16 protein-coding genes and 1 pseudogene are annotated in these 20,814 nt (G+C 61.6%); 6 read left to right on the plus strand and 11 right to left on the minus strand.

Annotated features, from left to right (window positions below; genetic code table 11):
• Window positions 1-56 precede the first annotated feature (56 nt).
• The 3 genes from H618_RS0101930 (at window position 57) to fdhA (ending at window position 3,037) form a co-directional block, all read left to right on the plus strand.
• Window positions 57-689 carry a sarcosine oxidase subunit gamma gene (locus H618_RS0101930; RefSeq protein WP_028693453.1) on the plus strand — a complete coding sequence of 211 codons (633 nt, stop codon included), beginning with the start codon at window positions 57-59 and terminating at the stop codon, window positions 687-689.
• Window positions 690-701: 12 nt separating this feature from the next.
• Window positions 702-1,559, plus strand: a complete 858-nt coding sequence (gene purU, locus H618_RS0101935; RefSeq protein WP_028693454.1) for a formyltetrahydrofolate deformylase — start codon at window positions 702-704, stop codon at window positions 1,557-1,559.
• 278 nt (window positions 1,560-1,837) lie between these two features.
• Window positions 1,838-3,037 carry a formaldehyde dehydrogenase, glutathione-independent gene (fdhA, locus tag H618_RS0101940; protein WP_028693455.1) on the plus strand — a complete coding sequence of 400 codons (1,200 nt, stop codon included), beginning with the start codon at window positions 1,838-1,840 and terminating at the stop codon, window positions 3,035-3,037.
• A 45-nt stretch (window positions 3,038-3,082) separates the two neighbouring features.
• On the opposite strand, the gene H618_RS23345 is transcribed toward fdhA, so the two are convergent.
• Window positions 3,083-4,198: an RHS repeat-associated core domain-containing protein gene (locus tag H618_RS23345; RefSeq protein WP_081673681.1), complete on the minus strand. Its 1,116-nt coding sequence runs from the start codon at window positions 4,196-4,198 to the stop codon at window positions 3,083-3,085.
• A 32-nt stretch (window positions 4,199-4,230) separates the two neighbouring features.
• A pseudogene (locus H618_RS0101945) lies at window positions 4,231-4,482 on the minus strand (transposase domain-containing protein); the annotation flags it as partial.
• A 420-nt stretch (window positions 4,483-4,902) separates the two neighbouring features.
• Here H618_RS0101945 and H618_RS22240 point away from each other — a divergent pair.
• On the plus strand, window positions 4,903-5,169 hold the full coding sequence (locus H618_RS22240; RefSeq protein WP_081673682.1) for a DUF3077 domain-containing protein: 267 nt from the start codon (window positions 4,903-4,905) through the stop codon (window positions 5,167-5,169).
• Between the two features lie 171 nt (window positions 5,170-5,340).
• Here H618_RS22240 and H618_RS22245 read toward each other — a convergent pair whose 3' ends face one another.
• From H618_RS22245 to H618_RS0101965, 4 genes are all read right to left on the minus strand, one after another.
• The gene (locus H618_RS22245; protein ID WP_245586740.1) at window positions 5,341-6,327 is read right to left on the minus strand and encodes an RHS repeat-associated core domain-containing protein; all 987 of its coding nucleotides are present in this window, start codon (window positions 6,325-6,327) and stop codon (window positions 5,341-5,343) included.
• Between the two features lie 163 nt (window positions 6,328-6,490).
• Window positions 6,491-6,772 (minus strand): type II toxin-antitoxin system RelE family toxin, encoded by a 282-nt coding sequence (locus H618_RS0101955; RefSeq protein WP_028693458.1) that lies wholly within the window; start codon window positions 6,770-6,772, stop codon window positions 6,491-6,493.
• Entirely contained in the window at window positions 6,762-7,007 is a 246-nt protein-coding gene (locus H618_RS0101960; RefSeq protein ID WP_028693459.1) for a type II toxin-antitoxin system prevent-host-death family antitoxin, read from the minus strand. The genes H618_RS0101955 and H618_RS0101960 overlap by 11 nt, the downstream gene beginning before the upstream one ends.
• A gap of 96 nt (window positions 7,008-7,103) precedes the next feature.
• Window positions 7,104-7,991, minus strand: coding sequence for an acyltransferase (locus tag H618_RS0101965; protein ID WP_028693460.1), 888 nt, complete (start codon window positions 7,989-7,991; stop codon window positions 7,104-7,106).
• A 177-nt stretch (window positions 7,992-8,168) separates the two neighbouring features.
• Between H618_RS0101965 and rloA2 the strand changes: the two genes are divergently transcribed.
• Window positions 8,169-8,666 (plus strand): retropepsin-like aspartic peptidase RloA2, encoded by a 498-nt coding sequence (gene rloA2 / locus H618_RS0101970; protein WP_028693461.1) that lies wholly within the window; start codon window positions 8,169-8,171, stop codon window positions 8,664-8,666.
• A gap of 126 nt (window positions 8,667-8,792) precedes the next feature.
• Here the strand turns inward: rloA2 and H618_RS0101975 are convergent, their stop codons facing one another.
• The 5 genes from H618_RS0101975 to aceE all read right to left on the minus strand — a co-directional run bounded on the left by H618_RS0101975 (window position 8,793) and on the right by aceE (window position 17,465).
• Window positions 8,793-9,416: a glutathione S-transferase gene (locus tag H618_RS0101975; RefSeq protein WP_028693462.1), complete on the minus strand. Its 624-nt coding sequence runs from the start codon at window positions 9,414-9,416 to the stop codon at window positions 8,793-8,795.
• 3 nt (window positions 9,417-9,419) lie between these two features.
• Window positions 9,420-10,085 carry a peptide-methionine (S)-S-oxide reductase MsrA gene (gene msrA, locus H618_RS0101980; protein WP_028693463.1) on the minus strand — a complete coding sequence of 222 codons (666 nt, stop codon included), beginning with the start codon at window positions 10,083-10,085 and terminating at the stop codon, window positions 9,420-9,422.
• A gap of 107 nt (window positions 10,086-10,192) precedes the next feature.
• Entirely contained in the window at window positions 10,193-12,877 is a 2,685-nt protein-coding gene (locus tag H618_RS0101985; RefSeq protein WP_028693464.1) for a putative bifunctional diguanylate cyclase/phosphodiesterase, read from the minus strand.
• 288 nt (window positions 12,878-13,165) lie between these two features.
• A complete protein-coding gene (gene aceF, locus H618_RS0101990) occupies window positions 13,166-14,806 on the minus strand; it encodes a dihydrolipoyllysine-residue acetyltransferase (RefSeq protein WP_028693465.1) in 1,641 nt (546 codons plus the stop codon).
• A 13-nt stretch (window positions 14,807-14,819) separates the two neighbouring features.
• Window positions 14,820-17,465, minus strand: coding sequence for a pyruvate dehydrogenase (acetyl-transferring), homodimeric type (gene aceE / locus H618_RS0101995; RefSeq protein ID WP_028693466.1), 2,646 nt, complete (start codon window positions 17,463-17,465; stop codon window positions 14,820-14,822).
• A gap of 381 nt (window positions 17,466-17,846) precedes the next feature.
• Here aceE and glnE point away from each other — a divergent pair, with 381 nt between their 5' ends.
• On the plus strand, window positions 17,847-20,777 hold the full coding sequence (gene glnE / locus H618_RS0102000; protein WP_028693467.1) for a bifunctional [glutamate--ammonia ligase]-adenylyl-L-tyrosine phosphorylase/[glutamate--ammonia-ligase] adenylyltransferase: 2,931 nt from the start codon (window positions 17,847-17,849) through the stop codon (window positions 20,775-20,777).
• Window positions 20,778-20,814: the final 37 nt, after the last annotated feature.

The raw sequence follows: 20,814 nt of genomic DNA on the forward strand, positions 1-20,814 counted from the left end.
GGCTGGTATCGGCTCTCACACCCCATGCGCACTACAGAATTCAAGGCAGGTAACACATGAGCGCTATCAACGTCTTCGAGCAAAACCCCAGCGGCAACGCCCGGGCCGAGTCGCCGCTGCACCACGCCGACCTGCGCAGCCTGGTCGGCAAGGGCCGTCAGAACGCAGGCGTGACCCTGCGTGAGCACAAATTCCTCGGTCACTTGACCCTGCGTGGCGACGGCCACGACGAGGCCTTCGCCAGTGCCGTGCAGAAGGCCCTGGGCCTGGAGCTGCCTGGCGCCTTGCAGCTGGTTTCCAGCGGCGACACCTCGCTGCAATGGGTCGGCCCCGATGAGTGGCTGCTGATCGTCCCTGGCGGCCAGGAAGTGGAAGTCGAGCAGAAACTGCGCGACGCCGCTGCCGGCCTGCACATCCAGGTGGTCAACGTCAGCGGCGGGCAGAGCCTGCTGGAACTGCGTGGCCCGAACGTGCGCCAGGTGCTGATGAAATCGACCAGCTACGACGTGCATCCGAACAATTTCCCGGTCGGCAAAGCGGTTGGTACGGTGTTCGCCAAGTCGCAACTGGTGATTCGTCGCACCGGCGAAGAGACCTGGGAACTGGTCATCCGTCGCAGCTTCTCCGACTACTGGTGGCTGTGGCTGCAGGACGCTTCGGCGGAGTATGGTCTGGCGATCGAAGCCTAAAGGAGCATCAGCATGAGTCGGGCACCGGATACCTGGATTCTCACCGCCGATTGCCCGAGCATGCTCGGCACCGTCGATGTCGTGACACGGCTGCTGTTCGAGCAGCGCTGCTACGTCACCGAGCACCATTCCTTCGATGATCGGCTGTCGGGACGCTTCTTCATCCGCGTCGAATTCCGCCAGCCGGACGACTTCGATGAACAGGCCTTCCGTGCAGCCTTCGCCGAACGCAGCGAGCCGTTCGGCATGGCCTTCGAGCTGACCGCACCCAATCACCGCCCCAAGGTGGTGATCATGGTCTCCAAGGCCGACCACTGCCTGAACGACCTGTTATATCGCCAGCGCATCGGCCAGTTGGGCATGGACATCGTCGCGGTGGTGTCCAACCACCCCGACCTCGAGCCACTGGCGCAGTGGCACAAGATTCCCTACTACCATTTCCCCCTTGATCCCAAAGACAAGCCTGGCCAAGAGCGCAAGGTGTTGCAGGTGATCGAGGACAGCGGCGCCGAGCTGGTGGTGCTGGCGCGCTACATGCAGGTGCTGTCGCCCGAGTTGTGCCGCCGCCTGGACGGCTGGGCGATCAATATCCACCACTCCCTGCTGCCCGGTTTCAAGGGCGCCAAGCCGTATCACCAGGCCTACAACAAGGGCGTGAAGATGGTCGGTGCCACCGCGCACTACATCAACAACGACCTCGACGAAGGCCCGATCATCGCCCAGGGCGTGGAGGTGGTGGATCACACCTACTATCCCGACGACCTGATCGCCAAGGGTCGCGACATCGAATGCCTGACCTTGGCCCGCGCCGTGGGCTATCACCTCGAGCGGCGGGTGTTCCTCAACGCCAATCGGACGGTGGTTCTCTAGTCGCCTGCAGCGGCATCTTCGCGGGCAAGCCGACACTCTGGCTTGCTCGCCAATGGCCTGCCAAGCAGGCCAAACCCCTTCGCACATCCGGCCAATCACCCTCTGACGTAAAAAGACATCCCCCTGTCGCTTCCAGTCAGGGCCACCCCCCAAGACAAGACCACAATCGAACTCAGTTGCAGGGGCTGCCTGGCCCCGATCTTTCGCGTAACACATGCCGTCCACGAGGGACGGTGCTACCCAACGCTGCATAAGTACAAATCAAGCGAGGTAAGAGCATGTCTGGTAACCGTGGAGTGGTGTACATCGAACCCGGCAAGGTCGAAGTACGGACGATTGACTACCCCAAGATGCAAGACCCGCGCGGCAAGAAGATCGAGCACGGCGTCATCCTCAAGGTGGTCTCCACCAACATCTGCGGCTCCGACCAGCACATGGTCCGTGGCCGTACCACCGCCCAGCTGGGTCTGGTGCTGGGTCATGAAATCACCGGTCAGATCGTCGAGAAGGGCAGCGACGTCGAGCGCATGCAGATCGGCGACCTGGTCTCTGTACCGTTCAACGTTGCCTGCGGCCGCTGCCGCTCGTGCAAAGAGATGCACACCGGTGTCTGCCTGACCGTCAACCCGGCCCGTCCAGGCGGCGCCTACGGTTACGTCGACATGGGCGACTGGACCGGCGGCCAGGCCGAATACGTGCTGGTGCCGTACGCCGACTTCAACCTGCTGAAACTGCCTGACACCGACAAGGCCATGGAAAAGATCCGTGACCTGACCTGCCTGTCCGACATCCTGCCCACCGGCTACCACGGCGCCGTCACTGCCGGCGTCGGCCCAGGCAGCACCGTCTACGTTGCCGGTGCCGGCCCGGTCGGCCTGGCCGCTGCCGCTTCGGCGCGCCTGCTGGGCGCTGCCTGCGTTATCGTCGGCGACCTCAACCAAGCCCGCCTGGACCACGCCAAGAAGCAAGGCTTCGAAGTGGTCAACCTGTCGCTGGACACCCCGCTGCACGAGCAGATCGCCGCGATTCTCGGCGAGCCGGAAGTGGACTGCGCCATCGACGCCGTCGGCTTCGAAGCCCGCGGCCACGGTCATGAAGGCGCCAAGCACGAAGCCCCGGCTACCGTGCTCAACTCGCTGATGCAGGTGGTGCGCGTTGCTGGCAAGATCGGTATTCCGGGCCTGTACGTCACAGAAGACCCAGGCGCGGTCGATGCCGCTGCCAAGAGCGGTGCACTGAGCGTTCGCTTCGGCCTCGGCTGGGCCAAGTCGCACAGCTTCCACACCGGCCAGACCCCGACCATGAAGTACAACCGCCAGCTGATGCAGGCGATCATGTGGGACCGCATCAACATCGCCGAAGTGGTCGGCGTGCAAGTCATCAGCCTCGACGACGCCCCACGCGGCTACAGCGAGTTCGATGCCGGTGTGCCGAAGAAGTTTGTGATCGATCCGCACAAGACGTTCAGTGCGGCGTAAGGCAAGTTCGTTGAACGAAGCCCCTCTTGCGAGGGGCTTTTTTTTTCATGGCGGGTCTTGGCGTCTACTGTAGTAATTGCTTTGCCGGAGGTTATGGGCATGCTCCACGAAGTCTGACATGGAGCGACGAACAGGGCTTGGAGAGCGACTGCTCGCAGGGGTCGAATCTCTGGATGTATCCGTAGACGGCACGCTCGCGGAAACGCGGCGCTGGGTTGGATCTGGCGAGGTTATCTCCATCAAACCACTTGTGCTGCCATGCGGCCACGCGGTGGGTGCCTGAGCGAAAACTCTGTCGGGTAGTCCCACATACCGCGCTGAATCGTTAACAGCTTCAACAGTTGATGGACTGGGAGTCGAGGGTCTGGGATTGGGAGCAACGCGTGCTTCTGGCCTGTTTACTTTCGCAGGCCTTGGCGCGGTTATGAACATTAGTCCCGTGCAGCCCGTATGGGGAACAGGGCGGGGAGGCGGCCTCCTGAACTTCAAGATTGCTTTGGCCAAAACACCAAAACTGAGATGGCCCGTTCTATCAGATCGATTGACGGGGTCGCCCAAACAATAGCAATAGGCGTTCAGCCCTCCCAGTGCAAATGGGCTCCAGCTATCAGCTGAGCAAAAACGCATCAATGTTGACGAATAGGCGCGATAGCCATTGCCTAGCAGTGCACCGAGCAATTCTGAATGCTGAGGTTCTCCGTTGAATCCGAGTAATGTACTGGAGGATGGCAGTAAAGGATCATGTCCGTAAGCGGTATAGATATGAGACTCCCCCCGTTCGCTTTCTCGTAGGTGGAGGATGGTGCCTGCATTATCTGTCGCGAGGAAACCAGTGAAGTGGATACTCCCCGTTTGTCGTTCTGCCACGGCAACATCACCGGCGCGCAGTATTCGTCGGCAATGGTGGCGTTGCGTAGCGCTGGAGAGCCGGCCGTCTTGATAGAAGAATGACTTAAAGCCCATATATGGCTCCGCGATGCATGATGGCGCAGATGAATATCTTAAGTAGTCGGTCAAATAATGAAACTGGTAGAAATAATAGCTCTGCGAACGGCTGGGGCTATGGGATAAGCCAATGTTGAGCCACAAGCCAGTCTTGTTTCCCGCATCGACCTGGGAAAACTCTGGCATCAGTCCGCTGCTCATGCGGTTGCGACCCATAAGTCCCACCTACGCAACCATGTTGCACGGGTTTACCGTGGCATCTCAGGCGAGCAGTCCCAGGGCATCAGAGCTGGGTAGTCTGCTACTGACGAGGCGCGCTGCAGCCGCTCCAGTACGTGGCGCAAATACGTATACGATTCTTGGCCGTTGATTTTAGCGGTCTCGACCAAGCTATAGATCTCCGCGCTGGCACTGGCGCCATTGACGGTGTCGCTGAACCCCTGGGCCTTGCGCCCTATGGCAAAAGGCTTGATCGCTCTTTCGGCTGCGCTGTTATCGATGTGCCTGACGGTGGCAGAGGGATCGCTGTTGAGGGCCCCAGCCGGAACCGGCGCTACGTTTGACCCTGCGAACGTCCTGTTCAGCAAATTCACGGCCATTTCCTACGTTTTCCCGAGAATAGACCTACGCGTTTTATCTAGTTATTTAGCACTTCGGGAAATACCCTACGCCGCGTGTCGAACGCCGTCTGATTGCTCCGGGGATCCGTGGCCTCTAGGCTCACCGCGTCGCTGAGTGGTTCAGCGATGGGGTGTGGAAGCCCGCGAGAGCATTCAGGTGTTGTCGTCATGGCGGCTGAACGCGGGAGGCCTCGTGCCTACCGAGTTCTCCTGAATGCGCTCGGGCTTCCACCCCGCGTCCAGCCGCCACCCATTGTGTGGAAGCGAAAGGTGCGGCAGAAACCTGCATTCAGGTGTTTTATGAGTAAACCGATCCCCGATTCGCCTTCTGCTCTCTCAATCACGAATACCAGCAAACCTATCGAGCGCCAGCCTCCACTATTCCGACTAACCCCCGGAATACCCCCAGAACTCGCCCACGAACACGTCTCCATCCTGCTCGGCTACATCACCCATCTCATCCACCAGGGAGACGCAGATGATGATCACAAGTTGCTCGGCGCTGCGGGTTACTTGAGCGAACTGGCCAATACGCTCATGAACGATATTGAGGTCCGAGCCGGGTAGGAGCGGGCGGTGGGTGCTTCGGGCATTTGTGATGACTGGTGTGGCGGAGCTACTCCTGGCGGGGGCGGTGGTATGGCTACTCGCCACCGCCCCGCTCTATGTCCGCGACTGTTTTCGCCTGGCCGCCAGCAACCCTGACTGACTTCTTTTTCAAGAAGTTTCGCACAGGGCCTAAGATACCGCGCCTCTTAAAGATATCATGGCGTCCGCGGCTTGCCCGCTTAACAAGCCTCCAGAAAGAGAAGTACTATTAGCTGAACCAGTTTTTATTTTGGGAGTCCGAAGGCGTGCGTCGCCATACCATTCCTGTTGGGTTAATCCCGAGTATTCAATCTCCCTGGCTTTCTGTTGTTCGCGAGATAGCACTGTTGTTGATGGGTTTGAGGTGTATTTCTGGGGCTCGGCGTTTAGGTAAGCTCGATTCATCCGATTAGAATTTTGCGCCAGTTTGGGCAACTGCCCGCCATTGCGTGTTATCCGTGATTCATGTTTTGAAATATGAGATTGCATCCCCTTGATGTTTGCTTGAATGGCAGAGTTTTTAGCTTGCCTCTGAAGGTCGAGGGCACCCTTGCGATTCTCCATGAATTGCTGCTGGGCTTCATATCTTTTATTAGTGTAGTGATTGAGTCTTTGTGTTGATGAATCGATAATGCTCTGTTTGGATCTGAAGAGCGTTCGAAGTGGGAACCATACTTTGAAGTGGCCAGTAGGGTCTATATTGTTGACAGGATCGCCACCGCAATAACAGTACGCATTAATCCCTCCTTCATCGAATGGACTGGCACTGTCAGCCGATGCAAAACGCATCAAACGAGTGTTGAACGATCTATAGCCATTGCCTAACAGGTAGTCGATGCCGAACGACTCGGGCCGCTCAGCGTTGAATGCGGCCATCGGCTGACTGGAAGAGGGCAGGTCGCAATAGCCGTAGGGCGAGTAATTGAGCGCCTGCGCCTCGCTTTGCTCGGCAGCGGCAATATGTAAAACAGAGCCCAATCGGTCGCTGACCATTAGCGACTGTTTCGATCCTGGGCTGTTTTGCACTAGAGGAATGCCGTCGATCCAGTGAAGCGTTCGTGTCGCTTCAGGGGTTTTCAACGTTTGAAGTCTACGATTCTGGTAGAAGTAGAGTGCACCTGGCGTGTGTTTCTTCATGGGATGACTCCAGATCAAATGGCTACGTCGTTGTAGGGGCAGCATTCATCTGCCGCTCCGTACGTGCTTGTAGCCTGATGATGATGGAGACAACGGGCGTTGAATACTGACATAAATGGCAGGTGCGCAGGCTATCTTGGAGGCGCGTCCAGCACTGAAAAACTCAGCGTTTGCTGGCCATTTCGTAGGCTTCGCCACGCTCTCGCTTACCCACTGAAAGCACCAGCACTGCCACGTGGTCTGCTTCCACTCGGTACACTAGTCGATAGCCCGAAGCCTTCAATTTGATCTTGTAGTGGTCCGTCAACCCGCGTAACGCATCCTTCGGCACGTGCGGGAGCTCGAGACGCTCGCGGAGCTTTTTCTTGAATTGTTCGCGGACGGTATGCCCCAGTTTTTCCCATTCCTTTAGCGCAGCGCAGTGAAACCTAAGGTTATAGGTCATCCAGATCTACCTGTACCGAAGGTCCGTTGGAGCGTGCTTTGGCGATTTCGATCAGCTCGAGATCGTCCAGACGCTCCATCATCGCTTCGTATAGTTCGGCAGGAACCATATAGCCCATCACGCGATTATGATTGAGTACGGCGACCGGCATGCCGTCTGCGCTGGACAAGATACTGGAAGGGTTTTTCTTCAACTCTGACACGCTGACAGCGATGCTGGCGAAAATATTTTGCATGATAAAGCCCTATTTAAAGGTCAATACTTTGGTCTTTATAAAGAGCTTTTGCAACTCTTCGATTACTCACCACAGGTTCTCCAGCGGCAACTGAGATCAACGCATCTCCCCCCGTAACAGCCCGATGCGCTGATCCTTCTCCACCCATACCTGGTTCACCCACCCCTGCACCACCTTGCGAAACTCAGGATCATTCTCGTAATCCCCGCTCCACAGCACCGGGTCGAGTTCGCGTACCTGGATGTCGACGATCACCCGGCTGATGCTGCCGTTGACCAGGTCCCAGAATCCTGGGGCCTTGTCGCCTGGATAGACGATGGTCACATCCAGCAGGGCATCGAGCTGCTCGCCCATGGCGGCGAGTACGAAGGCGACGCCGCCGGCCTTGGGTTTGAGCAGGTAGCGGTAGGGTGACTGTTGCTCGGCGTGCTTGGCGGGGGTGAAGCGGGTGCCTTCGAGGTAGTTGACGACGTTGACCGGTTGGCGCTTGTACAGCTCGCACGCGGCCTTGGTGATTTCCAGGTCCTTGCCTTTCAGCTCCGGGTGCTTGTCCAGAAACGCTTTGCTATAGCGCTTCATGAACGGGTAGTCCAGGCCCCACCAGGCCAGGCCCAACAGCGGCACCCAGATCAGTTCTTTCTTGAGGAAGAACTTGAAGAACGGCGTACGCCGGTTGAGCGCTTCCATCAACGCGGGAATGTCGACCCAGCTCTGGTGGTTGCTGATGGTCAGGTAGGAGGTGTCGCGGCGCAGGTTTTCAGCGCCGCGGATCTCCCACTGCGTACGCACGCAACTGGCAAAGATGAATTTGTCGATTTCCGCCCAGGTCTCTGCGAACCACATCACGCCAGCCGAGGCGTAGTCGCGGTAGCGCCCTGGCAGCACCAGCTTGATCAGCGCGCAGACCAGCAACGGGCCGATCAGCACCAGGGTGTTGAGCAGCAGCAGAAGGGCGACGAGGGTGCCAGTGAGCAGGCGGCGCATAGTAGAACCTTGCACAAGATAGTCAGGGCGCAATGATAAGCAGCGCGGCGCGCGACGCCAAATGTCTAGCCGGCTGGAATGCCGGCAAATGTTTCGGATTGTGTTTTTCACTGCACTGGGGCGAACCTCTGCCCAGCGCGCACTCTAAGCATCGACCCCCTATTAGGAGCCTGCCCTGTGAAACCTCTGCTTGCCCTGCTGTCGCTCGTCGCTTTGCCGGTAATGGCTGCCGACCCGAATCTCTATGGCCGTTACGAGAACATCACCGTGGTCGACATCGGCCAGACCTTCAAGGCCAAGATGGATACCGGTGCCTACACCGCCTCGCTGTCGGCCAAGGACATCGAGCGCTTCAAGCGTGATGGCGACGATTGGGTACGCTTCCGCCTGGCGACCCCCGATGCTGGCAGCAAGGTCTACGAACACAAGGTGGCGCGCATCAGCAACATCAAGAACCGCGCCGAGGAAGGCGATGACGACGCAGCGGAAACCTCCAGCCGCCCGGTGGTCGACCTGGAGCTGTGCCTGGGTGATGTAAAACGCACCGTCGAGGTGAACCTGGTAGACCGCAGCAGTTTCAACTACCCGCTGCTGATTGGCGCCAAGGCACTGCGTGAGTTCAAGGCCGCCATCGACCCGTCGAAGAAATACACCGCTGGCAAGCCCGATTGCTGATTGGGATTGCTTCTGAAGCAGCTCCTGAAGGTTTCGCAAATCTTCCAGAAGCGGCTTCAGCCGCGATGGGCCGCCAAGCGAGCGGCCCCGGTAGCTCTGATTAACAGCCTGGGCGAACCTGCCTGCTCAAGCTGTTGGTGCTGTCGCCAGCATCGACGGTCGCTTGGCCACTTCGGCATACCATGCGGCCAGCCCTGGCTGACGTTCGCGCCAGCCGAACTCAGGCTGGCGCAGGTCGAGGTAGCCCAAGGCGCAGGCCAGACCAATGGCCGCCAGGTCGAAGCCTGAGGCGATTTCGGCCAAGTGCCGCTGCTCAAGATCAGCCAGGCTGCGGCGAATCTTTTCGCTCTGCGCATCGAGCCAGCCGTCCCAGCGCTTGTCGGCGGGCCGTACGGCCACTTCGTAGCGGCTCGACACTGCTGCATCGAGAATGGCATCGGCCTGCGACATCAGCGTCAGGCGGCGCCAGCGCGCCGAGCCTTCACGGGGCAGCAGCGGCAGGCCGACGTGCTGTTGGTCGAGGTATTCGCAGATCACTCGGCTGTCGTGCAGCACCGTGCCATCAGCCAGGCGCAGGGCGGGAATCTTGCCGATGGGGTTGCCCTGGTTGAGCGATGCATCGAGCTTGACCGGGCTGATGTCCACCCCTTGCAGGGTCACCCGATCGAGCTGCGCGGTTTCGTGCAGCACCACCATGACCTTGCGCACGAACGGCGAGAGCGGCGAATGGAAGAGCGTCATGCTGGCCATGGCTCAGTTGCCCTGCAGGCTGGGCGGCAGGCAGACACCGGTGCCGCCGATGCCGCAGTAGCCGTTAGGGTTTTTCGCCAAGTACTGCTGGTGGTAGGCCTCGGCGAAGTACACGGTCGGCGCTTGCTCGATTTCGGTGGTGATTGCGCCGAAGCCGGCCTTGTCCAGTTCAGCCTGGTAGGCAGCCTTGCTCGCCTCGGCCTGTTGCAGTTGCTCGGGGCTGGTGCAGTAAATGGCCGAGCGGTACTGGGTGCCGACATCGTTGCCTTGGCGCATGCCTTGGGTCGGGTTGTGCAGTTCCCAGAACATCGCCAGCAGCTCGCCGTAGCTGACCTTGGCCTTGTCGAACACCACCAGCACGACTTCGGTGTGGCCGGTCAGGCCCGAGCAGACTTCTTCGTAGGTCGGGTTGGGGGTGATGCCGCCGGCATAGCCAACCACCGTGCTGACTACGCCTTCGCGCTGCCAGAAGCGCCGTTCAGCACCCCAGAAGCAGCCCAGGGCGAAGATGGCGAAGTCGACATCTTCGAAGAACGGGCCGAGCAGCGGGGTTTCCTTGAACACATAGTGCAGCTCGGGCAGGCTCATCGGCGCTTCGCGACCGGGCAGGGCTTGCTCTGCGGTGGGCAGGACGTTTTTGTTCACCAGAATTTCCGAACGCAAAACCATGATGGTTCCTCTGTGTCGTGAGGTTGAAGAGGGGTTGCGCAGCGCCAGCGGCACCTGTGCAAGGGCAAGGCTCATGCCTGCCATAGTGCCCGAGCGCGAAGGCGCTGTCAGGCCGCCGGGCCTCGGGGATAACGTTGCAGTCGCTCGACCAGTTCGCGCCCGGGAATCGGCCGGTCGAACAGATACCCTTGGCCGACATCGCAGCGATGCCTGCGCAGAAACGCCAGCTGCGCGGCGGTCTCGATGCCCTCGGCGACCACCTTGAGCTTGAGGTTGTGGGCCATGGCCACCACCGCCGAGGTGATTTCCATGTCGTCCTGGTTGTCGGGGATTTCGTTGATGAAGCTGCGATCGATCTTGATGATGTCGATGGGGAATTTTTTCAAGTAGCTGAGCGAAGAATAACCGGTGCCGAAATCGTCCATGGCCAGGGTCAGGCCCAATTGCTTGAGTTCGGCGAGCTGTCGCCGGGTGCTTTCGGTGGCCTCCAGCAGCAGCCCTTCGGTCAGCTCCAGCTCGAGCAACTGCGCCGGCAGCGCCTCCTGCTCGAGAATCGCGGCAATCGAGCTCACCAGCTCGGGGTCGGAGAACTGCTTGGGCGACAGGTTGATCGCCACGTGCAGACTGCCCAGACCGGCCTGTTGCAACTGGCGAATCATCCGGCACGATTCACGCACCACCCACTTGCCGATGGGAATGATCAGCCCGGTCTCTTCGGCGACGCTGATGAACTGGTCGGGGCGGATCATGCCGCGCTCGGGGTGGTTCCAGCGCAGCAGCGCTTCCAGGCCCAGCAGACGCCCGCTGCGCAGGCACAGCTTGGGCTGGTAGAACACCTCCAGCTCGTTCTGCGTCAGGGCGCGGCGCAGGTTGTTCTCGACGAACAGCTTGTAGCTGGCCTCGGCATTGAGTACCTCGGTGAATACCTGCGCCTGATGCTTGCCGTTGGCCTTGGCCTTGTGCAGGGCCAGGCCCGCGTTACGCATCAGCGTCTGCGGATCGCTGCCGTGCAGCGGCGCACAGGCCAGGCCACCTGATGCGGTGACGTTGATCAGCTGGTTGTCGACGAACATTGGCTTTTCCAAGGTCAGCAACAACTGCTGGGTCACGCTCTGGCCGGCCTCGACGCTGGTGTCGTCGAGCAGCACGGCGAACTCGTTGCTGGCCAGGCGGGCCAGGCTGCTGCCGCTGCTCAGGCTGTTGCGCAGGCGTCTGGCCAGGCTCATCAGCAGTTTGTCGCCGGTGGAGTGGCCGAGGCTGTCGTTGATCCGCTTGAAGTTGTCGATGTCCACCAGCAGCAGGCAGATGGGGCTGGCGTCGTCGGCGCCCAGGCGCTGATCGAGGCTGCGAATGAACGCAGCGCGGTTGCCAAGGCCGGTGAGGTTGTCGGTGTAGGCGAGGCGCTCGATGCGCTGCTGGGCGAGCTTGCTTTCGGTGATGTCTTCGTAGATGCCGATGTAATGGGTCAGCTCGCGGTTGTCGCCGTACACCTTGGAGATCGACAACTGCCCCCAGTAGGGTTCGAGGTTCTTGCGCCGGCTCTTGAATTCGCCTTGCCAGCTGTTGCCGATGTCCAGGCTCGAGGGCGAGGCGAAGAGGATTTCGCTGAGGTTCTCGAGGGCCGGCAGCTCGCCCAGCGGATGGCCCTGGACTTCGTCGGTGCTGTACTGGGTGATGGCGGTGAAGCTTGGGTTGACGTACTCCACCACACCTTCACGGTTGACCAGCAGAAAGGCGCTGGCGCTTTGCTCGACGGCGCGCTGGAACAGGTGCAGGGCGCTGGCGGCGGTGCGCCGCTTGTGGTTGGTGACCACCTGCGCGAACTGATCGGCCAGCTCGCCGGCAAAGGCGATTTCATCGGCCTGCCAGGTGCGTGGCTCGGTCTGCTCCAGGCACAGCACGCCGACCACCTGGCCGTCGACGCGGATGCTCGCGTCGAGCATGGCGTTGTTGTCTGGGTACAGGCTCTCGGCCAGGTCACGGGTGCGCGGGTCGTGGCTGGCGTTGTGAGCATCGATGGCGCGGCTGGTGTGCAGGGCTTCGAGGTAGTCGGGAAAACCGCTGGCGTCGATGACATCGAGTAGGCGGTGCTCGGCGTCGGCGTGGCGCCAGGCGCTGATCGGCTCCAGGCGTTGCTCGTTCAGGTGCCAGATGCTTGCCGAGTCGACCTTGTAGATTTCACAGGCGGTGCGGGTAATCAGCTCGGCCGCTTCGAGCAGCGAATTGCCGGCACTGTAGCGCTGGCGCGCCAGGCGCAGAATGAGGTCTTGCTGGGCGCGCACCCGCTCGAGCTGCTGCAGTTGTTCCTGTTGCGCCCGCTGGTTGAGCTGCAGCGCCAGTTGCAGGCGATTGTTGCGCGTTTCCAGAGCCTGGGCGCCGAGGTCGGGTTGATCTTCCTGGTCGTCGAGCACGGTCAGGTAGCCGCGCAGCAACTGGCGGTTGTGCTGTTTGTAGACTTCGCCGATCTCCAGCACCCGCAGCGGCGCGGCGCTGGTGTGCAGGGTGTAGCGCACCCGGTAATGAGGGCGACCGCTCAGTTGCAGCTGGATTTCGTCGTGCAGCCGGTAGCGTGCCTCGGGCTCCATGAAGCTGGCGAACGGCGAGCCGATCATCGCGCACAGCTCGGCGGCGCTAAGGCCCAGTTGCCGTTCGCAGGCAGGGTCCAGGTAGAGCAGGGCCCAACTGGCCTCGTTCAGCCGCTCGAAACGCAACATGCCCAGCCGCGAGGGCACGGGCAGTTGCGTGACGACCTCGGCCACCGGACGGCTGGTGGCATCAGGTAGGCTTTTCATCGACGACTCGCTTGAGCAAAAGGGTGCTGCCTGGGCGGCGGCGCGTTGGGCAAGGTTGCATCATGCGTCCGAGGCTGGCAAGCGGCCATGTGTCAGGGTCCAATACAGGTTATCGGCAGCTGGCGGTGGGGCTGAAGGCTGGCAGTCGCATGTCCGCCAGATTCTCGCTCGCACTTCCCCGCAGACAAAAAAATCCCCGCCAGGGGCGGGGTTGAGGTGCGAGCGTGGCAGCTCGTAAAAACATTGCCGGCGGGCTGGCCGATCAGGTCGGACAGCCCGCTGACAGGGTTACAGCAGCAGCGTGCGGATATCGGCCAGCACGTCGCCCAGGCGCTTGGTGAAGCGTGCAGCAGCGGCGCCGTTGATCACCCGGTGATCGTAGGACAGCGACAGCGGCAGCATCAGCTTGGGCTGGAAGGCCTTGCCGTCCCACACCGGTTGCATGGTCGCCTTGGAAACACCGAGGATCGCCACTTCCGGCGCGTTGACGATCGGCGTGAAGCCGGTGCCGCCAATGTGACCGAGGCTGGAGATGGTGAAGCAGGCGCCCTGCATGTCATCGGCCGAAAGCTTCTTGGTACGGGCTTTTTCAGCCAGTGCCGCGGCTTCGGCTGCCAGTTGCAGCAGGCTCTTCTGGTCGACGTTCTTGATCACCGGTACCAGCAGGCCATCCGGAGTGTCCACGGCGAAGCCGATGTTGACGTATTTCTTGCGGATGATGGCCTTGCCGCTCGGTGCCAGCGAGCTGTTGAAGTCAGGCATTTCCTTGAGCAGGAAGGCGCTGGCCTTAAGCAGCAGTGGCAGCACGGTGAGCTTGACGCCGGCTTTCTCGGCGACGGCTTTCTGCGCGACGCGGAAGGCTTCCAGCTCGGTGATGTCGGCCGAGTCGAACTGGGTGACGTGCGGCACGTTCAGCCAGCTGCGGTGCAGGTTGGCGGCGCCGACCTGCATCAGACGGGTGAGGGCGACTTCCTCGACTTCACCGAACTTGCTGAAGTCCACGGTCGGAATCGGCGGGATGCCGGCGCCACCGGTCGCACCGGCTGCTGCCGGCGCTTCCTTGGCCTTCTGCATCATGGCCTTGACGTACGCCTGCACGTCTTCCTTGAGGATGCGACCATGCGGGCCGCTGGCGCTGACTGCGCCCAGCTCGACACCGAATTCACGGGCCAGCTGGCGCACGGCAGGGCCTGCGTGGACCTTGGCGTTGCTGGCGGCCGCAGGGGCAGCAGCAGGCGCCTCGGCAGCCGCAGCCGGCTTGGCAGCGGCTTCTTTCGGCGCAGCTTGAGCCTCGGCCTTGGCCGGGGCGGCCTCAGCTTTGGCAGGGGCTGCTGCCGGCGCGGCGCCAGCGATTTCCAGCTTGAGAATCAGGTCACCGGTGCCCACTTCGTCGTCGAGCTTGGCGATCACTTCCTTGACCACGCCAGCGGCGGGCGAAGGAATTTCCATGGAGGCCTTGTCGGACTCCAGGGTGATCAGCGACTGGTCGGCTTCGACGGTGTCGCCGGCCTTGACCAGCACTTCGATGATCTTGGCTTTGCCCGACGAGCCGATGTCCGGCACGTGGATGTCCTGCACGCTGGCAGCGGCAGGTGCGGCAGCCGGCGCAGCAGCTTCCTGCTCGGCCGGTTTTTCGGCAGCAGCGGGGGCGGCAGCCGGTTTTTCCTCGGCGGCGGGTGCCTCGGACGCTTCAGCGCCCTCGGCTTCCAGCACCAGCAGTTCGTCGCCTTCTTTCAGGCGGTCGCCCAGCTTGACCTTCAGTTCCTTGACGACACCGGCCTTGGGCGCCGGAATCTCCATGGAAGCCTTGTCGGACTCCAGGGTCAGCAGGCTTTGGTCGGCCTCGATGCGGTCGCCGACCTTGACGAACAGCTCGATGATTTCACCTTCACCGCTGCCGATGTCAGGTACGCGAATGAGTTCGCTCACTTAAAAATACTCCTCAGCAGTCCAGTGGGTTGCGCTTGTCCGGGTCGATGCCGAACTTGGCGATGGCATCGGCCACCACTTTCGGTTCGATCTCGCCACGGTCAGCCAGGGCTTCCAGGGCAGCCAGCACCACGAAGTTGCGGTCGACTTCGAAGAAGTGACGCAGCTTCTTGCGGCTGTCGCTGCGACCGAAGCCATCGGTACCCAGGACCTTGAACTCTTTGCTCGGCACCCACTGACGGATCTGCTCGGCAAAGATCTTCATGTAGTCGGTAGACGCCACCACCGGGCCTTTGCGACCGCTCAGGCACTGCTCGACGTAGGTCTGCTGTGGCTTCTGGCCAGGCTTGAGGCGGTTGGCGCGTTCAACGGCCAGGCCGTCGCGACGCAGCTCGTTGAAGCTGGTGACGCTCCATACGTCGGCGCCGACGTTGTACTCGTCACGCAGGATCTTCGCCGCTTCGCGGACTTCACGCAGGATGGTGCCCGAGCCCATCAGCTGGACGTGGTGCGCCGCATCGCGGGTGTCTTCCTCGAGCAGGTACATGCCCTTGACGATGCCTTCCTCGGCACCAGCCGGCATTGCAGGCTGCTGGTACGACTCGTTCATCACGGTGATGTAGTAGAAGATGTCCTGTTGCTCTTCGGTCATCTTCTTCATGCCGTCCTGAATGATCACCGCCAGCTCGTAGCCGTAGGTCGGATCGTAGGTGCGGCAGTTCGGGATGGTCCCGGCCAGCAGGTGGCTGTGACCGTCTTCGTGCTGCAGGCCTTCACCGTTGAGGGTGGTACGCCCGGCGGTGCCGCCGATCAGGAAGCCACGGGTGCGGCTGTCGCCAGCGGCCCAGGCCAGGTCACCGATACGCTGGAAGCCGAACATCGAGTAGAAGATGTAGAACGGCAGCATCGGCTGGTTGTGGTTGGAGTACGAAGTACCGGCAGCGATGAACGACGACATGGCGCCGGCTTCGTTGATGCCTTCTTCGAGAATCTGACCTTTCTTGTCTTCGCGGTAGAACATCACCTGGTCTTTGTCGACAGGCTCGTAGAGCTGACCGACCGACGAGTAGATGCCCAGCTGGCGGAACATGCCTTCCATACCGAAGGTACGGGCTTCGTCCGGGATGATCGGAACGATGCGCGGGCCGATCTCCTTGTCCTTGACCAGCTGCGCGAGGATGCGCACGAAGGCCATGGTGGTGGAGATTTCACGGTCGCCCGAGCCATCGAGGATAGCCTTGAGGGTATCGAGCGGCGGGGTCGGGATGCTGAAGCTCTTGGCGCGGCGCTGAGGCACGCAGCCGCCCAGGGCTTCACGACGCTTGGCCAGGTACTTGGCTTCGGCGCTGTCAGGCTCGGGTTTGAAGAACGGCAGGTTCTCCAGCTCGTCGTCCTTGACCGGAATGTCGAAGCGGTCGCGGAAGTGACGCAGGCTGTCGACGTCGACCTTCTTGGTGTTGTGCGCGGTGTTCTTGGCTTCGCCGGCACCGGTGCCATAACCCTTGATGGTCTTGGCCAGGATGACGGTCGGCTGTTCCTTGTGGTTCACCGCCTGATGGTAGGCCGCGTAGACCTTGTACGGGTCGTGGCCACCACGATTGAGCTTCCAGATCTCATCGTCGGACAGGTGCTCGACCATGGCCTTGAGTTCCGGGGTGTTGAAGAAGTGCTCACGGACGTACGCGCCGTCCTTGGCCTTGTAGTTCTGGTACTCGCCGTCGATGACTTCGTCCATGCGACGTTGCAGGATGCCGTCGGTGTCCTTGGCCAGCAGTGGGTCCCAGAAACGGCCCCAGACCACTTTGTTGACGTTCCAGCCACCGCCACGGAACACGCCTTCGAGTTCCTGGATGATCTTGCCGTTGCCGCGAACCGGGCCGTCGAGGCGCTGCAGGTTGCAGTTGATGACGAAGATCAGGTTGTCGAGCTTCTCGCGGCCGGCCAGCGAGATCGCGCCAAGCGATTCCGGCTCGTCGCACTCGCCGTCGCCCATGAAGCACCAGACTTTCTGCTTGCCGGCCGGGATGTAGCCGCGCGCTTCCAGATACTTCATGAAGCGCGCCTGGTAGATCGCCTGGATCGGGCCAAGGCCCATGGACACGGTGGGGAACTGCCAGAAGTCAGGCATCAGCCACGGGTGCGGGTACGAGGACAGGCCTTTGCCGTCGACTTCCTGACGGAAGTTGTTCATCTGCTCTTCGCTGATGCGACCTTCCATGAAGGCACGGGCATAGATGCCGGGCGAAGCGTGGCCTTGATAGAAGATCAGGTCGCCGCCGTGTTCTTCGGTCGGGGCCTGGAAGAAGTAGTTGAAGCCGATGTCGTACAGCGTGGCACTGGAGGCGAAGCTGGAGATGTGGCCGCCCAGGTCCGAGTCTTTCAGGTTGGTGCGCACCACCATGGCCAGAGCATTCCAACGCACCAGCGAGCGAATGCGGCGTTCCATGAACAGGTCGCCAGGCATGCGTGCTTCGTGGGTGACAGGGATGGTGTTGCGGTATGGCGTGGTGATCGCGTACGGCAGCTGAGAGCCACTGCGGGTGGCCAGCTCGCCCATGCGGGTCATCAGGTAATGAGCGCGGTCTTCGCCTTCTTTGTCGAGGACCGACTCCAGGGCATCCAGCCATTCCTGGGTTTCGATTGGATCGAGGTCTTGCATGGCTTGCTCCAGGGCGGAAAGGCAACCAGAATCGGAAGCCTGAGTTTGCGACTGGCCTTATGGGCAGACGTCGTGAATTCTTGGATTGCCGTAGTGTCTTTCGGCGGCGTGTAGTTTTACTACAAATGCTTTCGGATTTCATGCTTTTGCAGAGAAGGGGTAGTAGTAAAACTACAGAGAAGCGACGTTCGGTCGCACCTTCGCTTGTGGGAAAAATCGTTCCCGTAACCCAAAAACTTCTTTCAAGGGGCAGGTTTTTGAGTTTTCCTGCCGATATTTTTGCCTTTTAAGCTATTTACAACTTTTGTATACAATTTCGTTCGGCCGCGTTTATCCCTGGCCGAGCGCTCACCCTTCTCAAATGCCGATCTAGGATAGACCATGCGCCAGCCTTTGCCGCTCGATCTGCCTGCCACTCTCCGACCGCTGGTCGTGCGTAACCAACAGTTCCTCGAAGAAGCCATCACTGCCCATCCCGAACTCGATCTGCAACGCCTGAGCGCCGAGCAGCGCCAGCAGTTCGATCAGGTCGCTGCGGCCAGCGATTTCGTCATGCAGCAGCTCCAGCGCGAGCCAGGCATGCTCTTCGAGCTGCTCGAAAGCGGCGCGCTGGCACGCGCCTATGCCGCCGGTGAACTGCGCGCGCGCATCAGCGCCGTGGCCCAGGCGGCGCAGAGCGAGGATGAACTGGCGCGCAGCCTGCGCCGCGAGCGCAACCGTCAGCAGGTGCGGATCATCTGGCGCGACATCACCCGCCAGGCGGCGCTTGGCGAAACCTGCCGTGATCTCTCCGACCTTGCCGACGCCTGCATCGACCAGGCCTACCAATGGCTGTACCCGCGCCATTGCCAGCAGTTCGGTACCCCGCTCGGTCGGCGCAGCGGCCTGGCACAGCACATGGTGGTGCTGGGCATGGGCAAGCTCGGCGCCGGGGAGCTGAACCTGTCGTCGGACATCGACCTGATCTTCGCCTTCCCCGAAGGCGGCGAAACCGAAGGGGTCAAGCGCCCGCTGGACAACCAGGAGTTCTTCACCCGTCTAGGCCAGCGGCTGATCAAGGCGCTGGACCCGGTGACCGTCGATGGCTTCGTGTTCCGCGTCGACATGCGTTTGCGCCCGTATGGCTCGTCCGGCGCGCTGGTGCTGAGCTTCAATGCCCTCGAGCAGTATTACCAGGACCAGGGCCGCGACTGGGAACGCTACGCCATGATCAAGGCCCGCGTTGTGGCGGGCGATCAAGCTGCCGGTGCGCAGTTGCAAGAGATGCTGCGCCCGTTCGTGTACCGGCGTTACCTGGATTTTTCGGCCATCGAAGCGCTGCGCACCATGAAGCAGCTGATTCAGCAGGAAGTGCGGCGCAAGGGCATGGCCGACAACATCAAGCTCGGTGCCGGTGGCATCCGCGAGGTGGAATTCATCGCCCAGGCCTTTCAGCTGATTCACGGTGGGCGCGACCTTAGCCTGCAACAGCGGCCGTTGCTCAAGGTGCTGGCGACCCTCGAAGGCCAGGGCTATCTGCCAGGCGCGGTGGTTGCCGAGCTGCGCGACGGCTATGAGTTTCTGCGTTACACCGAACACGCCATCCAGGCCATCGCCGACCGCCAGACGCAGATGCTGCCGGACGACGAGCAGGACCGTGAGCGGGTCGCCTATCTGCTCGGCTTCGCCGACTGGGCGCAGTTCCACAGCCAGCTGATGCACTGGCGCGGTCGCATTGACTGGCATTTCCGCCAGGTGATCGCCGACCCCGACGAAGACGAGGCCGAAGGTGAACTGGTGGTGGGCGGCGAGTGGTCGCCCTTGTGGGAGCAGGCCCAGGATGAAGAGGCGGCCTGCCGTCAGTTGCAGGAAGCCGGCCTGCGTCAGCCAGCCGAGGCGCTGCGCCGGCTCACCGGGTTGCGTACCAGCCCGTCGCTGCGTTCGATGCAGCGCATTGGCCGTGAGCGCTTGGATGCCTTCATTCCGCGGCTGCTGGCCCAGGCGGTGGAGCACGACGACCCAGACCTGGTGCTGGAACGGGTACTGCCGCTGGTCGAAGCCGTCGCCCGGCGCTCGGCCTACCTGGTGCTGCTGACGGAAAATCCGGGCGCGCTGCGCCGTCTGCTGACCCTGTGCGCGGCCAGCCCGTGGATCGCCGAGCAGATCACCCGCTTCCCGTTGCTGCTCGATGAGCTGCTCAACGAAGGTCGGCTGTTCAGCCCGCCGCTGGCGCCGGAGCTGGCCAGCGAGCTGCGCGAGCGGCTGATGCGGATTCCAGAGGATGATCTGGAACAGCAAATGGAGGCGCTGCGCCACTTCAAGCTGGCCCACAGCCTGCGCGTGGCGGCATCGGAAATCACCGGCAACCTGCCGCTGATGAAAGTCAGCGACTACCTGACCTGGCTGGCCGAGGCGATTCTCGACCAGGTGCTGGCCCTGGCCTGGCGCCAGACCGTCGCCCGTCACGGGCAGCCCATGGGCAATGACGGCGCGCTGTGTGATCCGGGCTTCATCATCGTCGGCTACGGCAAGGTTGGCGGCATCGAGCTGGGGCATGGCTCTGACCTGGACCTGGTGTTCATCCATGACGGCGACCCGAACGCCGAAACCGATGGCGCCAAGCCCATCGACAGCGCGCAGTTCTTCACCCGCCTGGGCCAGCGCATCATTCACCTGCTGACCACCCAGACCAACTCCGGGCAACTCTACGACGTCGACATGCGCCTGCGGCCCTCGGGGGCCTCGGGTTTGCTGGTCAGTTCGCTGGGCGCCTTCGAGCGCTATCAACAGAACGAAGCCTGGACCTGGGAGCACCAGGCGCTGGTACGCGCGCGGGTGCTGGTGGGCAGCCCGCAGGTGGGCAGCGCCTTCGAGGCGGTGCGTGCCAAGGTGCTGGGCAAGGCGCGTAACCTCGACACCCTGCGCAGCGAGGTCAGCGACATGCGCGCCAAGATGCGCGCCAGCCTGGGCAGTAAAATCAGCGCTGCCGGCACGGCGGCCAATGCCTTCGACGCCGGGGTGCCGTTCGACCTCAAGCAGGATGCCGGCGGCATCGTCGACATCGAGTTCATGGTGCAGTATGCCGCCCTGGCCTGGTCGCACGATCACCCGGCGCTGCTGCGCTGGACCGATAACATCCGCATTCTCGAAGAGCTGCAGCAGGCCGGGCTGCTGCCGGCGGCCGACGCTGAGCTGCTGCGCGAGGTGTACAAGGCCTTCCGCTCGGCTTCGCACCGCCAGGCCCTGCAAAAGCAGGCCGGGGTCATCGACGCCAGCCAGTTCGTCGACGAGCGTCGGGAGGTGCAGCGGATCTGGGCGCAGTTGGGACTGTAGGGCGGCAGAGGCGGCGCCTCCAGCATTCCCTCAGCGT

The sequence above is a fragment of the Pseudomonas cremoricolorata DSM 17059 = NBRC 16634 genome, assembly GCF_000425745.1.
GTDB classification, from domain to species: Bacteria; Pseudomonadota; Gammaproteobacteria; order Pseudomonadales; family Pseudomonadaceae; genus Aquipseudomonas; species Aquipseudomonas cremoricolorata.